This window comes from Flavobacterium tagetis, from assembly GCF_016735615.1.
GTDB lineage: Bacteria > Bacteroidota > Bacteroidia > Flavobacteriales > Flavobacteriaceae > Flavobacterium > Flavobacterium tagetis.
Window position 1 is genome coordinate 689,457 of the sequence record NZ_JAERSF010000002.1, and the last position, 15,223, is coordinate 704,679.

Annotated in this window: 15 protein-coding genes; 3 read left to right on the forward strand and 12 right to left on the reverse strand. The window is 34.3% G+C overall.

The window, feature by feature from the left end; genetic code table 11:
• Positions 1–181 precede the first annotated feature (181 nt).
• Both JI750_RS10470 and JI750_RS10475 read right to left on the reverse strand, forming a co-directional pair.
• Positions 182–1,375, reverse strand: a complete 1,194-nt coding sequence (locus JI750_RS10470; protein WP_202001211.1) for an aspartate aminotransferase family protein — start codon at positions 1,373–1,375, stop codon at positions 182–184.
• Positions 1,376–1,495: 120 nt separating this feature from the next.
• On the reverse strand, positions 1,496–3,175 hold the full coding sequence (locus tag JI750_RS10475) for an OstA-like protein (protein ID WP_439649349.1): 1,680 nt from the start codon (positions 3,173–3,175) through the stop codon (positions 1,496–1,498).
• Positions 3,176–3,459: 284 nt separating this feature from the next.
• Between JI750_RS10475 and JI750_RS10480 the strand changes: the two genes are divergently transcribed.
• Positions 3,460–5,331, forward strand: a complete 1,872-nt coding sequence (locus tag JI750_RS10480; RefSeq protein WP_202001214.1) for an alpha-amylase family protein — start codon at positions 3,460–3,462, stop codon at positions 5,329–5,331.
• A 59-nt stretch (positions 5,332–5,390) separates the two neighbouring features.
• Here the strand turns inward: JI750_RS10480 and JI750_RS10485 are convergent, their stop codons facing one another.
• The 8 genes from JI750_RS10485 to rsfS form a co-directional block, all read right to left on the reverse strand.
• Positions 5,391–6,449, reverse strand: coding sequence for a glycoside hydrolase family 130 protein (locus JI750_RS10485; protein ID WP_202001217.1), 1,059 nt, complete (start codon positions 6,447–6,449; stop codon positions 5,391–5,393).
• A gap of 65 nt (positions 6,450–6,514) precedes the next feature.
• A complete protein-coding gene (locus JI750_RS10490; protein ID WP_202001219.1) occupies positions 6,515–7,294 on the reverse strand; it encodes a superoxide dismutase in 780 nt (259 codons plus the stop codon).
• Positions 7,295–7,301: 7 nt separating this feature from the next.
• Positions 7,302–7,571 carry an acyl-CoA-binding protein gene (locus tag JI750_RS10495; RefSeq protein WP_202001220.1) on the reverse strand — a complete coding sequence of 90 codons (270 nt, stop codon included), beginning with the start codon at positions 7,569–7,571 and terminating at the stop codon, positions 7,302–7,304.
• Complete coding sequence (locus JI750_RS10500) at positions 7,572–8,225, reverse strand: phosphatidylserine decarboxylase family protein (RefSeq protein ID WP_198857211.1); 654 nt, start codon at positions 8,223–8,225, stop codon at positions 7,572–7,574.
• Positions 8,215–9,105 (reverse strand): phosphatidate cytidylyltransferase, encoded by an 891-nt coding sequence (locus JI750_RS10505; RefSeq protein WP_202001222.1) that lies wholly within the window; start codon positions 9,103–9,105, stop codon positions 8,215–8,217. The genes JI750_RS10500 and JI750_RS10505 overlap by 11 nt, the downstream gene beginning before the upstream one ends.
• A gap of 1 nt (position 9,106) precedes the next feature.
• Complete coding sequence (locus tag JI750_RS10510) at positions 9,107–9,712, reverse strand: lactate utilization protein B/C (protein ID WP_202001224.1); 606 nt, start codon at positions 9,710–9,712, stop codon at positions 9,107–9,109.
• A 116-nt stretch (positions 9,713–9,828) separates the two neighbouring features.
• The gene (gene ftsH / locus JI750_RS10515) at positions 9,829–11,754 is read right to left on the reverse strand and encodes an ATP-dependent zinc metalloprotease FtsH (protein ID WP_202001226.1); all 1,926 of its coding nucleotides are present in this window, start codon (positions 11,752–11,754) and stop codon (positions 9,829–9,831) included.
• Between the two features lie 15 nt (positions 11,755–11,769).
• Positions 11,770–12,141 carry a ribosome silencing factor gene (gene rsfS, locus JI750_RS10520; protein WP_111366534.1) on the reverse strand — a complete coding sequence of 124 codons (372 nt, stop codon included), beginning with the start codon at positions 12,139–12,141 and terminating at the stop codon, positions 11,770–11,772.
• Between the two features lie 92 nt (positions 12,142–12,233).
• Here rsfS and JI750_RS10525 point away from each other — a divergent pair, with 92 nt between their 5' ends.
• Complete coding sequence (locus JI750_RS10525; protein ID WP_202001228.1) at positions 12,234–12,962, forward strand: biotin--[acetyl-CoA-carboxylase] ligase; 729 nt, start codon at positions 12,234–12,236, stop codon at positions 12,960–12,962.
• A gap of 232 nt (positions 12,963–13,194) precedes the next feature.
• Here JI750_RS10525 and JI750_RS10530 read toward each other — a convergent pair whose 3' ends face one another.
• Entirely contained in the window at positions 13,195–13,587 is a 393-nt protein-coding gene (locus JI750_RS10530) for an SRPBCC family protein (protein WP_202001231.1), read from the reverse strand.
• 194 nt (positions 13,588–13,781) lie between these two features.
• Entirely contained in the window at positions 13,782–14,429 is a 648-nt protein-coding gene (gene pyrE / locus JI750_RS10535; protein WP_202001234.1) for an orotate phosphoribosyltransferase, read from the reverse strand.
• A gap of 7 nt (positions 14,430–14,436) precedes the next feature.
• Here pyrE and JI750_RS10540 point away from each other — a divergent pair, with 7 nt between their 5' ends.
• Positions 14,437–15,099 (forward strand): NUDIX hydrolase, encoded by a 663-nt coding sequence (locus JI750_RS10540; RefSeq protein WP_202001237.1) that lies wholly within the window; start codon positions 14,437–14,439, stop codon positions 15,097–15,099.
• Positions 15,100–15,223: the final 124 nt, after the last annotated feature.

Consider the following 15,223-nt stretch of genomic DNA (forward strand, 5'->3'; position numbering starts at 1 on the left):
AACAATTTAATTAACAATATATGGCGTTTTTTATTCTATTTTGGGAAGAAATCTCCTTTGTTCTTAAGGGATTAGCTTCAATTTTGTCATTTTTTTATTTGTAGCAGAAGATTTTATTGAAAAAGAAATTGAGTGTTATTTCTGTCGTTCTTATTAGAAACAACGCTCAGATAATTTGTTTTTAGTTCTTGTTCTTCTTCATCATTTCGTCCATCACCTCTAAAATAATTGCACAGCCTTCTCTAATTTCGTCTTCAGAAATGGTCAAAGGAGGTGTAATTCGTATAGCGCATCCTTCAAATAAAAGCCAGAATAAAATAAGTCCTCTGTCTTGACAGGTTAAAATGACTTCGTTTGTAATATCTGCTGATTCTGTCATTGCAGCAAGCATTAGTCCTTTTCCTCTAACTTCTGTAATCAAAGGGTGTACCAAAAGCGATCTGAAGAGTTTTTCCTTTTCTAAGGTTTCTGCCATTAAATTTGTTTCAGTTAATTCTTGCAAAGTAGCTAAACAAGCTGACGCAATGACAGGATGGCCTCCAAAAGTTGTAATATGTCCTAGTTTTGGATTTTCTGTTAAAAGATCCATTTTTTCGGCAGAAGCAGTAAAAGCACCAACTGGCATTCCGCCGCCCATTCCTTTGCCCATAACCACAATATCTGGAACAACATCGTAATTTTGGAAACCAAAAAGTTTTCCTGTTCTTCCAAAGCCTGGTTGAATTTCATCAACAATCATTAATGCTCCAACCTCATCACAGCGTTTACGGACTTTTTGAAGGAAATTATCTTCTGGCTGAATAAAACCAGCTCCTCCTTGAATAGTTTCTAAAAGAATTGCTGCTGTTCGCGTAGTTATTTTTTGTAGATCTTCTTCGCTATTAAAAGTAATAAAATCAACATCTGGCAACAAAGGTCTAAAAGCTTGTTTGCGCTCTTCGAATCCCATAACGCTCATAGAGCCCATAGTGTTTCCGTGATAGGCGTTGTGACAAGAAATAAGCTGGCTACGCCCTGTAACTCGTTTTGCTAATTTTAAAGATCCTTCAATCGCTTCTGTACCAGAATTAACCAAATAGGTTTTGTTTAAAGATTCTGGAAGTAAAGAAGCTATCATTTTACAGTATTGAACAGCTGGACTTTGAGAATATTCTCCGTAAACCATTACGTGAGAATATTTATCCAACTGATCTTTTATGGCTTGATTTACCCTAGGATGTTGATGTCCTAAAGTGCAAGCTGAAACTCCCGCAACAAAATCTAAATATTTTTTATCGTTTGTGTCGTATATGTAAGAGCCAATGGCGTGCGAAACTTCCATTCCGAGTGGGTAAGGAGAAGTTTGCGCTTGGTATTTTATAAAATCTGGATTCATTTTCTTTTAAGGTTCAAAGTGGCAAAGGTACTGAGGTTGTAAGGTTTTTAGCTTTACGCTTAAGTTAACTTTGTGTTTTAAACAATCGCAAAGCACTGTAAATTGTGACCGCGATTAAAACTATTTGCTTTTAGCTTTAGGTTCTGTTTTAGCAGGAGGATTTTTCTTGTCATAATTCAAGGTTTCTTTCCTGACTTTCATTGGTACGTTTTTACCTTTTTTTTCCTGTTCTTTTCCTTCTTTAATCAGTTTCTCATTCAGTTCATTATCTTCAGTAGTAAAAATATCGTCTTTTGACTTTATTCTTTCATCTCCTCGCCAATTCATTCCTCGAAGTTTTCTCGCATTTTCTGGAAGCTCATCTTCGGGGTAAATATCTCCATCAACTTTATTGAAGAAAGTAATAGTTTCAATGGCATTGTTTTCCAATATCATATTGATTTTACTGCTGACATTTTTATTGATTCCGATTAGTTCATGCGCGTCATTACGCATATAATAAATTACTTCGGTATTTTTTATGACATCTACATCATGTAGTTTTCCGTCCCGGAATTTTCCAAACAAATTGATTCCCTTGACTTGATTAAAACCAGTTCCGAGGGTATCCTTGGAGAGGACAAAAGTATTATTTAACACTTTTAACGAGTCAATTTTCCTCGTTTTATTGTCGCCAATTAAGTGCATTACGTCGCCTGTAATTTGGTTGTCGCCATTCCAAAGAATCGGGTTTCCTATAAGTTTTGTCAAAGCGCTTTTAGAATCTGAGTGTATAGAATCGCACTTACCGCTCATATCTGTCTTGTAAAAACGGACATTGTTAAAAGCGCGCAGAATTCGTTCGCCTTCTTTACCTGTTACCATTAATTTTTTTCCGTGAATGTAAACCGAGTCATTTTCAACTAAATTGATGGCAACAGCTCTTTTGGTTACAAACATCGAATCCTTTAGTTTGTAAAGCTCTGCGTAATGTCCTTTTACAATTCCTTTGTTAATCGAATCGGTAATTTTTACGTTTCGTGTTGCCGATGCAAATTCAATATTTCGATTATAATACAAACTATCGCCTTCTATAAGTCGGTCATCGTACTTAATGTAGGACCTTCGTAGAAAATGGGCTAAATTTTTCTTTGTATCGTAAAAACCTTTTTCGGTATAAATGTAATTGGCCTTACTTGTAATGGTTGAAGGACCAAGAAGATACGTATGTCCAGAATTACTGTAATAATCCAAATGGTTCGATTTAATCACATATTTCGGATTCGTAATCGTAACTTCAGTCAAGAACTGAAATTTCTTTTCTTTTACATAATACCTTCCAGATTTACTCACCAAAGTATTGTCTTTGTTTACGATCGTACCTTTTGTATTATAAAATGCTTCTTGAACATTTCTGTCAAAATTAATAGTATCAGTTTGCAAAGTGGCGTCAGGAGAAGTTAAAACCGCATTTCCTGTAGCAAAAGCTTTCTTTTCATTTCCGCTATACTCCGCATATTTACTATTCAAGAATAAAGTATCTCCTTGCACTAATTGAACATTTCCGAATGCTTTTAAATAATTTTCTTTTTGAAAAAAGTAAGCTTTGTTGCAAGTTAGCACAACGCCATCATGATTTACTTTTACATTTCCAGTAAGTAAAAGCGCATCAGGTACATTAACTTGATCCACATCAGAAAAGTCGGCATTCTCGATGACAATTGTTTTCGGAGATTGAGCAGTTTTTTTTGCTTGCGCGAAAGTGAATTGAACGCTTAAAAAAGACAGACAAGTAAATATGAAAAAGAGTGATTTCTTCAACTGATTAAATTTTTGTCAAATTTATAAAAAAGGATAGAACCTGTGGCGGTTATTAGCATTAATTTATAATTAGTCATTAACAGTCCAAAGTTCAATTTAGGCATTATTTAATTTTTCAACAAAATAACAAACTCTCACGTTGTAGTAGTTGTCTTTTGAGCTGAAAACGGTGTAAATTAGATAAATCGTTTTCGAAGTTTTAAAAAATGAGCTATTTTTAGAAAATTGTTTCCATTCTTTTTAGAAATGGAACGAAAAAAACAAGATAAGAATAGCCTAAAAACATGATAAGTAAAAAAATAATTGCAGTCGGAATTACATTAACTGTACTTTTTTCAGCCTGTAAAACAAAAGATTTAAAAATGAATACTGCAAACGAAAATGCTACAACAGATAAAAAAGTTGTAGTCTATCAAGTATTTACACGCCTATTTGGAAATAAAAATACAACCAACAAACCATGGGGAACTATTGAGGAGAACGGTGTTGGAAAGTTCAATGATTTTACGGATAAAGCCCTTCATGAAATAAAAGATTTAGGGATTACTTACATTTGGTATACGGGAGTTCCGCATCATGCTTTAGTGCGTGATTATACAGCGTACGGAATTTCAAATGATGATCCAGAAGTGGTAAAAGGTCGCGCAGGTTCTCCTTATGCCGTGAAAGATTATTATAATGTAAATCCAGATTTGGCTGTAAATCCTGCAAAGCGATTAGAAGAATTTGAAGCTCTAATAAAACGTACTCATAATGCTGGTTTGAAAGTGATTATTGATATTGTCCCGAATCATATTGCCAGAAAATACGAAGGAAAATCGAATCCTGCTGGCATAAAAGATTTTGGTGCAGATGATGATGTAACGGTTGAATACAAGCGAGATAATAATTTCTATTACATTCCTCAACAGCATTTTGAGATTCCCGATGGAGATATTCCTTTAAACGGAGAAAAAAATCCAATGATTGATGGTTTTTTTGATGAAAATCCGGCAAAATGGACAGGTAACGGTTCTCGTAAAATTAAGCCAGATCAAAACGACTGGTATGAAACGGTAAAAGTAAATTACGGAGTGCGTCCAGACGGGAGTAAAGATTTTCCTGAACTTCCTGTTGGTTTTGACCAGAAATCCTATAAGGAGCATTTTGCTTTTTGGCAAGACAAAGATGTTCCTGATTCTTGGAAAAAGTTTAGAGACATCGCGTTATACTGGACAGCAAAAGGTGTTGATGGATTTCGTTACGATATGGCCGAAATGGTTCCGTATGAATTCTGGAGTTATATGAACTCTTCGATTAAAATGAAAAATCCAAATGCGTTTTTGTTGGCTGAAGTTTACAATCCGAATGAATATCGAAATTATATTCGCTTAGGAAAAATGGATTATCTGTATGATAAAGTAGAAACGTACGATAAGCTGAAAGATGTTATTCGAGGAAAATCTTCACCGGATGAATTAACAAAAATCCAAAACGGAATGGCAGATATTCAACATCATATGCTTCATTTTCTAGATAATCATGACGAACAACGTTTAGCAAGTCCAGAATTTGCAGGAACTCCAGAAAGAGGAAAGCCTTTAATGGTGGTTTCAGCAACAATTAGTACTTCGCCAACAATGATTTATTTTGGACAAGAAGTAGGAGAGGCAGGGAACGAAGATGCAGGTTTTGGAAAACGATCAAGAACCTCGATTTTTGATTATATCGGAGTTCCAAATCATCAGCGTTGGATGAATGGCGGTAAATTTGATGGAGGACAGCTTTCTGAATCTGAAAAACAGCTTCGTGATTTTTACAAACGATTATTGAATTTTACAATCAATAGTAGCGCCTTGATGGGAAGTTTTGAAGAAATTCAAACTGTAAATCGCCAAAATAATGAAAATTATGATGCTTTGCTATATTCTTACGCACGTTGGTCTGAAAACCAAAAACTAATTGTAGTGGCTAATTTCTCTTCTGAAAAAGGAAGTGAATTTGATTTAAAAGTGCCGTCGTCTCTTATGTCAAAATGGAATTTAAAAGACGGGGAATATCGTTTGAAAGATCAGTTGTATCAAGATAAAACGTTTGTATTGAAAGTGCAAAATGGGCAAGGAGAAGTTAAGATCTCAATTGAACCATCAGAATCTTTAATTTTGGAATTGAAATAATAAAAACCGAAATTATCAAATAAACTTGTTTAGGGAATGCTAAGCAAGTTTTTTTGTTTTTAGACCTTTTTCAGCAAAGAGAAAATCTCTTTTATAGAAAATGTTGCTCCGCAGACAAACTCGTCTGAAGCGCCATAATAGATCGTCAGTTTATCACCATCAGGGGCGAGGATATGTCCGTTTGTAAAAACGACATTTCCAAAGAATCCGCTTAATTCATAGTTTGTTTTTGGAAACATAATTGGAGTTTCAGTTCTTGAAATCACTTTTGTAGGATCTTCTAAATCCAATAGAAAAGCACCCAAGCAATACTGGTGAAATTCGTTGGCCCCATGGTAAATTTCGAGCCAACCCAGTTCTGTTTTTATAGGAGCAGCGCCAGCGCCAACCCTTTTACTGTCCCAGCTTTCTTTTCTGGTTTTGATAATGCATTTATGATTTCCCCAATGAATTCCGTCAGGAGAAGAGGCAATCCAAATGTAATTCCCTCCAATATCTACACTACTCGGACGATGTAAGGCATAAAATAATCCATTTATCTTTTCTTCAAAAATAGCACAGTCTTTATTGTGAGGCGGAAATATCATTCCGTGTTTTTGAAAAGTCTTCCAATCGGTTGTAGTTCGTAAGCCAACGCCTACGCCACTAGGAGAAACAGATGTAAAAGTCAGATAATATTTGCCTTCAATTAAAGAAACACGACAATCTTCAATTCCGAAAGTTTCAAGTATTCCTTCACCAACCAAATGCGGATAGTTTTCGGGCTCATAAAACCGTTTTCCATCTTCACTACACAATAAACGAATATGTGATAAAGTGGTTAAATAATCAATGCCTTGATAATTAATTACACGAGCATCTGTTGCAATGAGCTCGGGATGATTTTTTAGAATTTCAATAATTTGGATTGTTCCAGCTTCTGTTAGAATTGGAAACGAAATGCTATTTTCAATTTGTTTTGGTCTTTCGGCAACACGTACAGCCAGCCAGATTTTATTTTGAAATTGAAACACGCCAGGATTTAGGAGACAGGTAATTTCTAATCCATCTCTGCTTGGCGGTAAATCAGCTGGAGATAATAAAGGATTTTCTGTAAAACGATTGGCAATATCTTTCATGATCTTCGTTTAAGTACCTAAAAGGTATAAAAAAAAGCTGATACTTAATTGTATCAGCTTCTTTTCTATACTTTTTTAACCTTTTTGAGTGCTTCAACGTAATATTCGTTTACTTTCTCCCAGTTGATATGATTATAAAAGGCATCAATATAACTGCCTTTTCGGTTTTGATAATCTAAATAATAAGCATGTTCCCAAAGATCAATTCCCATAATTGGAGTGCCCGGAATCAAAGCGTTTTTCATCAATGGATTATCCTGATTGTCTGTTGTAGTAATTTGTAATTTACCATATCGATCCACAACCAGCCAAACCCATCCAGAACCAAACTGCTTTTCTGACTGCGCTTTAAATTGATTCGTCAAATTATTGAAAGAACCAAATTCTTTATTAATAGAACCTGCAAGCGTATCTTTTGGCGTCTGTTCTTTTGGAGTTAGAATATTAAAATACAAAGTGTGGTTGTAATATCCACCCGCATTCTGGCGAAGTTTTAAATTAGTAAGAGGCATTTTTTTTAAAATGTCTTCAATAGGCATATTTTCAAACTCAGTCGAAACAATTTCTTTATTAAAAGCATTTGTGTATGACAGATAATGCTTAGAATAGTGTGTTTCTAAAGTCAAAGTTCTAATGTCGGGAGCAAGACCGTCATAATTAAATGGCAGTTTTGTCATTTCAAAAGAACCAGGATCGGCTTTAACATCATTTGGCGAACCAATAGTAATTTTCTCTTCTTTTGTTGGAAGAGGAACCTCAACTACTTCAACCAGCTTGTCTTCTTTACAGGAAAATAATAGTAAAAATGAAGTTAAAGTGCTGAAAAGAACAACGTTTTTCTTCATAATGTTTTTATTTTGATGTTAATGAATTGATAATCTCGATATAATTTTCCTTAGCTTCGTCAATTGACATGTGGCTTATCTGCATCCAAGCGTTGGTTTTGAAAGCATCTCTTAAATCAAAATTTACAGATTGATTGTAAACTGCTGTTCCAAAAGTAGCCTGTTTGTAAAAAGCATAGAGTCTTAACTGCACGTCCTGCGGCAGTGAAGCCTGAGTCATAGTCATTGCAACTTCTACGGCTTTAGCAAAGCGAATATCTAAATCTTTATCGGCCATTTATGCTTTTGTAGCAATAATTGTTTTTCCGCCAATTGCTTTTTGATTTAACTCAACATTGATCGGTGTACCTAAAGGTAAAAATAAATCTACTCTTGATCCAAATTTAATAAATCCAGCGTCAGTTCCTTGAACAACTTGCATTCCTTCTTTAGCGTAGTTTACAATTCTACGTGCCAAAGCTCCTGCAATTTGTCTGTATAGAATAGCGCCAAAAGTTTCATTTTCAATCACTACGGTAGTTCTTTCGTTTTCTTCACTTGCTTTTGGATGCCAAGCAACAAGGAATTTTCCAGGGTGGTATTTGCTAAATTTAATAATCCCATCCATTGCGTAACGTGTTACGTGCACATTGATTGGCGACATAAAGATAGAAACCTGTAAACGTTTGTCTTTAAAATATTCTCCTTCATAAACTTCTTCGATAACCACTACTTTTCCATCAACTGGAGCTAGGATGTGATCGCTGTTTCTAACTGCAATTCTCTTCGGGTTTCTGAAGAATTGTAAAATAATGATCAAAATTACAAGCGCTGCAATTTGAACAAGCATTCTAAGCCAATTGATATCAATAAATCTTTCGGCAATTAAAAGTACAGCTACAGTAAATACAGTACCTAATAAAATGGACGGGCCTCCCTCTTTATGAAACATAGTATAAAATTTGATAAAATAAAAATATAATTGGTGCTACAAATATAACACTATCTAATCGATCTAGAATACCTCCATGACCAGGCATTATGGAACCACTGTCTTTTACGCCTGCAATTCGCTTAAATTTGGATTCTATTAAGTCTCCAATAGTTCCAAAAATGCTCACGATTAATGCGATAATGGTCCAGATTAAAATCGATTTACTGCTAAATTCAGGTTTGGGTTGAATGTAGAGTTTAGAAATCAAAAAGCCGGCAAAGGCAGCAAAAACAACGCCGCCAAGAAAACCTTCTATTGTTTTTTTAGGAGAAACGCGTTCAAATAACTTATGTTTTCCCATTGACTTTCCAACTAAATAAGCAAAAGTGTCATTGGTCCAGATTAAAACAAATAATCCCAAAATAATCTTAGGATTATAGTCATTTGTTCCAAAAGAGATTTTTACAATAAATACAAAAGGAAGTGTAATATATCCAAGTAAATATAAATATTTTGAAGAAGTACTTATTTTTTGAATAGAATCATAAAATAAGAATATGATACATTTTATCGAAACGACAATAGTTACAGCTAGAAGAATTAAATCTAGTTGTTTGATATTGGTTTCTAAGCTAATGTTAGCGTTAAAGTTTTCGTTTAAAAATTGAGTTGTTTGCTTGTTGTAATGACTTACAAGAATAATTACAGAATAAACTAAAGTCCCGAAGAGAATAGAAAATACTTTGTTTAAGTTTACGATATTAGAAAACTCATAGATTGTGATAATCAGGAAAACGCCAAAAAGACTAATGAAGCTTTCTGTAGAAAACAATATCGAAGTTAGTAATAAAGCGATATAAACAGCACCAGAAATGGCCCTCTTCAGTGTTTCGTTCATCTTAAAGGTCTTCTAAAAGCAGTAAATAAAGGTTTTTTGCAACACTTCCGTATTGTGTAAAATCTTCGTCTTTCGCTTTTTCGAAATATTTTATTGTAGTGATATTAGTAGGATAGTCTCTTTCGTACTTGCGTTTTATAGCGCTTAATCCGTCGCTTTTCATTGGAAGAATTTGGCTTGTGGTTGCTATAATAACAATGTTAGCAGGTAATTCGTTTGGTTTATTTTGTCTGATTTGTTTTGATGAAAATAAAATAGAACCTTCATCGGCTATAAGGTTTTCACAGCTTGCCAATAAGAATCTAGGTTTTGTTGGTGCAATATAAAACAATTTGTTTTCTTCTAATAAGCTAAAAAGAGCAGGTTCATAGCATAAAACTTCATTTTCGAACCAGTCGTTTTCTTCTAAAATGTTTTCAAATTGTTCGGTAACTTCTTCCATGTTTTCGCAGTACAAGAACTTACCTCCATTTTTTTTGAAGTTGAAAATAAATTGCTCATCTAAAGATAAATGACTGTTCTGCGCAGAAGTACCAGCATATTCGCTTTCGTTCTCCTCGTCAGAAGCGGCTTCACTAGAGCCAAATATTTTTTTGAAAAAATTCATTTTTTATATGAAATGCTTTACATGTTAATTGAAAACGTTCAAAGATAAAAAAATCTTAATTCAAAAGGGACTTTTGAATTAAGATTTTAAAAATTTATTACGTTTTTCGTAATTATTTATGAAACTACTTCTTCTAAATTTTTGTCAAAAGTACGTTTTCCGAAGATGTTTTCTAAGTCATCTTTAAAGATTACTTCTTTTTCAATCAGAATATCAGCAAGTTGATTTAGTTTGTCTTTGTTTTCTTCTAGTATCTGAATCGCTCTTTGGTACTGACCTTCGATTAAATCTGAAATTTCTTTGTCAATAATTTTTGCTGTTTCATCAGAATACGGTTTAGAGAAGTTGTATTCGCTTTGTCCAGTTGAATCGTAATACGTAACGTTTCCGATTTTATCGTTCAATCCGTAGATGGTTACCATTGCACGAGCTTGACGAGTTACTTTTTCTAAATCGCTTAAAGCTCCAGTTGAAATTCTGTCGAAAGTTACTTTTTCAGCAGCTCTACCTCCCATAGTAGCACACATTTCGTCTAACATTTGATCTGTTCTTACGATTTGTCTTTCTTCTGGTAAATACCAAGCAGCACCTAAGCTTTGTCCACGAGGAACAATTGTTACTTTAATAAGTGGTGCAGCATGCTCTAACATCCAGCTTACAGTAGCGTGACCAGCTTCGTGAATTGCAATTGCTCTTTTTTCGTCTGGAGTGATAATTTTGTTTTTCTTTTCAAGACCACCAATAATTCTATCAACAGCGTCAAGGAAATCTTGTCTGTCAACAGCAGCTTTGTTATTACGAGCAGCGATAAGAGCAGCTTCGTTACAAACATTAGCAATATCAGCACCAGAGAAACCTGGGGTTTGTTTTGCTAAGAAATCTAAATCAAGACCTTCAACTTTTTTGATAGGAGCTAAGTGTACTTTAAAGATTTCAGCTCTTTCGCGGATGTCTGGTAAGTCAACAAAGATTTGTCTGTCAAAACGTCCTGCACGCATTAAAGCTTTGTCAAGAACGTCAGCTCTGTTTGTTGCTGCCAAAACGATTACGTTAGAGTTTGTACCAAAACCATCCATTTCTGTTAGTAATTGGTTCAAAGTGTTTTCTCTTTCGTCGTTTCCGCCAGACATATTGCTTTTTCCTCTTGCTCTACCAACAGCATCGATCTCGTCGATGAAAATAATAGCAGGAGATTTTTCTTTTGCTTGTTTAAATAAGTCACGTACACGTGATGCACCAACTCCTACGAACATTTCTACGAAATCTGAACCTGATAGAGAGAAGAAAGGTACTTGCGCTTCACCAGCAACAGCTTTTGCCAATAAAGTTTTACCAGTTCCCGGAGGTCCTACCAATAAAGCTCCTTTTGGAATTTTACCTCCAAGATTTGTATATTTTTCTGGGTTTTTAAGGAATTCAACGATTTCCTGAATTTCTTCTTTAGCACCTTCTAAACCTGCAACATCTTTAAACGTAGTTTTAATGTCTGTTTTTTCATCAAACAATTTAGCTTTAGATTTTCCGATATTGAAAATCTGTCCGCCTCCGCCGGCGCCTCCGCCAGACATTTTACGCATAATGAAAATCCATACACCAACAATAATGATGATAGGAAGTAAGCTGATTAAAATATCGCTCCAGTTGTTTGCTTCTTTAAAGTCGTAATCAACTAGTTTTTTTTCAGCTTTTGCTTTGTCAAGTTTTTCTTGAAAAGATTTTAAATCACCAAATTTTGTAGTGTAGTGAGGACCTTTGTTAGGTCTGTCAAACACATCTTTAGATACCTTTTTATTAGCTGGATCTTTTAATCCGGCATCAGAAAGGTAAATTTCAGCATCTTTATTATTAAAAATGATAACATTTTTAATTTCTCCTTTAGCCAACATATTATCAATGTCGGATGATTTTAGTTGAGCAGGTTCGCTCAAGCTAGATCCTCCTGTGGCAAAACTTATGAATAAAAAAACTAAAAGTATTGCGGTGTATATTAACCAAGGACTTATTTTAAATTTATTCGGATTTGGATTATTATCTTTAGCCATTTAATGAAAGTTTCTTTAGTATTTGTTCTCGATTGAAGTTATTTTGGCATCGCCCCAAAGGCTTTCGATGTTGTAATATTCGCGAATATGTTTCTGGAAAACGTGTACTACAATATGTACATAGTCCATTAAAACCCATTCTGCGTTATCGGTTCCTTCTACGTGCCAAGGTTTATCTTTTAAGTCTTTTGATACAATTTTTTGAATTGAGTTTACGATGGCGTTAACTTGGGTGTTTGAGCTACCGTTGCAAATAACAAAATAGTCGCATACAGCTGTATCTATATCTCTTAAGTCAAGAATGTCGATATCATTTCCTTTTACTTCCTCAATCCCTTTGATTATGTTCGCCAGTAGAACATCATTATTAATAGTCTTTTTCGCCATGAATTATTTTATATGAATTTGTAAAGTTACCAAATTTTGTGATTATTTTTGAACCTTAACAAAATATTAAATTAAGATATTTAAATTATTTAATGAAACTAATCAAACTCGATGCCATAGATTCTACAAATGACTTTCTGAAGGCTTTGGCAAGTCAGGATGAACTGGAGAATTTTACAACGGTAACAGCTGAAAATCAGACAAAAGGCAAGGGGCAAGTAGGTGGAGTATGGAAGACTGAAGCGGGTAAGAACTTAACTATGAGTGTCTTGGTGAAAGATTTTCTCTTTAGTAATGACGAAGTTTTTAATTTGAGCGTCTTAGTTTCGCTATCTGTTGCAGAGGTTTTAAAAACATTAAATATTCCTGATATTTGTATTAAATGGCCAAACGACATTCTGTCATACAATAAGAAATTGGTTGGCATATTAATCGAAAACACCTTAAAAAGCGATGGCAGAATCGTGTCAGTTGCCGGAATCGGAATCAATGTAAATCAGACTGATTTTAACGAATTGCCAACAGCTTCTTCTATGGCAGTTATTGCAGGTAAGTCTTTTGATAAAGAAGAACTGGCTATTTTAATTGTCGAAAAACTAAAAGAGAAAATTCAATCTTGGAATACCTCAGCACAGATTTTTTGGGATGATTATTTTAATTTTTTATTTAAAAAAGGAATTCCGACAGCATTTAGAGACAATTACAACAAAGATTTCATGGGAATCATTCAAGGCGTTTCTCCATTGGGAAAATTGCAAGTTTTGCTAGAAGATGATTCTGTTGCAGAGTTTGAGATTAAAGAAGTGAAAATGCTTTACTAAGTTGCTAAGGTTCTCAGATGCTGAGATTCTAAGTTTTTTATTTTAATCTCGCAAAGTCGCTAAGACGCTAAGTTATTAATGTTTTAATCTTTAAAAAAAATCTGCTTAAATCATTTTCAATCTGTGTAAAAAAAAACTTTGCGTCTCTGCAACTTTGCGAGAGTATAAAAAAAAATGTCCAACAATAGTCGGACATTTTCATTTATAATTCACAATTAATAATTCATCATTATTAAAGCTTGTGCATATTGTTTGCTAAAGTTTCAATAAACTTACCAATTGGACCTTTAACCATCATCGCCATCATAGCGTTGAATTCGCCTTCAAAAAATAATTGAACCGCACTTTCTGAATCAGAAACAGTGTCAATGTTTGAAGTTAGTGTAAACGGAAGTTTATCACTTGCAGCACCCAAAACGATTTTATTTGGAGCTACTTTATCTTTCATTTTTAATTTGATTTCCGGCATCCCTTTCAATCCAAAAATAAAAGCGTCTTCACCAGTCACTTCAAATTTAGCGATATTGTCTGGCATTAATTTTTCGAAATTCTTTACGTCAGTCAGTTGATCAAATAAATCCTGAGCTGATTTCTGAACAGTAACTTTTGGACTTTCTAAGTTCATATTGTTTTTTGTTTTTTTGTTTTTGTTTTTTTACTGCAAAGGACGCAAGGTTTTTTTTATGATGCTTGACTTTATTTAAGTTCGCAAAGCTGAAACGTTAAATAAAATTTCAATTTTTTAAATCCAAATTCCAAAAATCTTGATCATACAGAAAAGAAATCTAAAATCTAAAATCTGCAATCAGAAATCTAAAATTAGCTTTCTTGTCCCCAAGTCGATGGGCTTACGCTCCATTCTTGTAGAGTAGATTGTTGATCTTCTGTGATATATTGTTTTTGAACTGCTAAATCTAATAGATTTTCGTAGTTGCTTAAGGTGAATAAATCAACATTAGCTTCTTTAAAGTTTTCTTCGGCAACACCAAAACCATAAGTGAAGATAGCTGCCATACCTTTAATATTAGCACCTTCGCTTCTTAAAGCTTCCACAGCCATCAAACTGCTTTTTCCAGTACTAATTAAATCTTCTACAACCACAACATTTTGTCCTCTTTGTAAAAAACCTTCCACTTGGTTTTGTCTTCCGTGTTTTTTAGGTTCTGGACGCACGTAAACGAACGGAAGCCCTAAACTTTCGGCAACCAAAATTCCAACTCCAATGGCTCCAGTAGCAACACCAGCAATCACATCAGGTTTTCCAAATTGTTTTTCAATGTTTTTAGCAAACTCATCACGAACATAGTTTCTGATGCTCGGAAATGAAAGAATTAACCTATTATCACAGTAAATAGGAGATTTCCAACCAGAAGCCCATGTAAAAGGATTTTCGGGATTCAATTTAATTGCATTTATTTGCAAAAGCAATTCGGCTGTTTTTTCGGCAGTATCTTTATTAAAAATCATAGTACAAATGTATAAAGTTTTTGTAAACGACAAACCACTTTTTTTGACAAATGAAATCTCGCGCGAAACAGATTTCCAATTGTTCTTGTTGGAGAGTATTGATATCGAACAGCTTATTATAAAAATTTTTCAAAATAAAATTCAAAAAGCGATTCTATATCATCCCGACGAAAGTGAGATGATGAAAACCCTAAAAGCCAAAATTCCGGTAAATAAAGCAGGCGGAGGCTTTGTCTACAACAAAAAAGGCGAAGTCTTGTTTATCTTTAGAAACGGAAAATGGGACCTGCCAAAAGGCGGAATCGAGAAAGGGGAAGACATCGAGGCGACGGCTATGCGTGAGGTAGAAGAGGAGACAGGAGTAAACCAGCTTCGTATTACGAATAAACTTCAAAAAACCTATCATATCTTCAAACGCAACGGAAAATACAAACTCAAAATCACGCATTGGTTCGAAATGCAGTCTGATTTTGAAGGAACACCACACGGACAAATCGAAGAAGGAATCGAAAAAGTAGCGTGGTTAAACCCAGAACAAATCAAAGAAGCACTTAAAAACTCTTACGAAAACATTAAATTATTGTTTGAAGAAGAAAATACAACAATAGAAAACATCGGTGCGCCAATTGCTTATCGCTCAGGTCCAGATTCCAAAATAAAAGATATTTAAAGTCTCTAAATTGGAATTTGACATTTAAAATTTTGAGTTTGGAATTTGGAATTTGGAAAAATTGAAATTTTAGTTATTTGGTCGTGCCACCAATAAAAAAAAAGACCCAATCAACTTTGCGTTC

Bases quoted from the DNA above. Each gene is read 5' to 3' on its own strand.
- JI750_RS10470 (WP_202001211.1), bottom strand. From the start codon at position 1,375: ATGAATCCAGATTTTATAAAATACCAAGCGCAAACTTCTCCTTACCCA.
- JI750_RS10480 (WP_202001214.1), top strand. From the start codon at position 3,460: ATGATAAGTAAAAAAATAATTGCAGTCGGAATTACATTAACTGTACTT.
- JI750_RS10485 (WP_202001217.1), bottom strand. From the start codon at position 6,449: ATGAAAGATATTGCCAATCGTTTTACAGAAAATCCTTTATTATCTCCA.
- JI750_RS10490 (WP_202001219.1), bottom strand. From the start codon at position 7,294: ATGAAGAAAAACGTTGTTCTTTTCAGCACTTTAACTTCATTTTTACTA.
- JI750_RS10495 (WP_202001220.1), bottom strand. From the start codon at position 7,571: ATGGCCGATAAAGATTTAGATATTCGCTTTGCTAAAGCCGTAGAAGTT.
- JI750_RS10500 (WP_198857211.1), bottom strand. From the start codon at position 8,225: ATGTTTCATAAAGAGGGAGGCCCGTCCATTTTATTAGGTACTGTATTT.
- JI750_RS10505 (WP_202001222.1), bottom strand. From the start codon at position 9,105: ATGAACGAAACACTGAAGAGGGCCATTTCTGGTGCTGTTTATATCGCT.
- JI750_RS10510 (WP_202001224.1), bottom strand. From the start codon at position 9,712: ATGAATTTTTTCAAAAAAATATTTGGCTCTAGTGAAGCCGCTTCTGAC.
- ftsH (WP_202001226.1), bottom strand. From the start codon at position 11,754: ATGGCTAAAGATAATAATCCAAATCCGAATAAATTTAAAATAAGTCCT.
- rsfS (WP_111366534.1), bottom strand. From the start codon at position 12,141: ATGGCGAAAAAGACTATTAATAATGATGTTCTACTGGCGAACATAATC.
- JI750_RS10525 (WP_202001228.1), top strand. From the start codon at position 12,234: ATGAAACTAATCAAACTCGATGCCATAGATTCTACAAATGACTTTCTG.
- JI750_RS10530 (WP_202001231.1), bottom strand. From the start codon at position 13,587: ATGAACTTAGAAAGTCCAAAAGTTACTGTTCAGAAATCAGCTCAGGAT.
- pyrE (WP_202001234.1), bottom strand. From the start codon at position 14,429: ATGATTTTTAATAAAGATACTGCCGAAAAAACAGCCGAATTGCTTTTG.
- JI750_RS10540 (WP_202001237.1), top strand. From the start codon at position 14,437: ATGTATAAAGTTTTTGTAAACGACAAACCACTTTTTTTGACAAATGAA.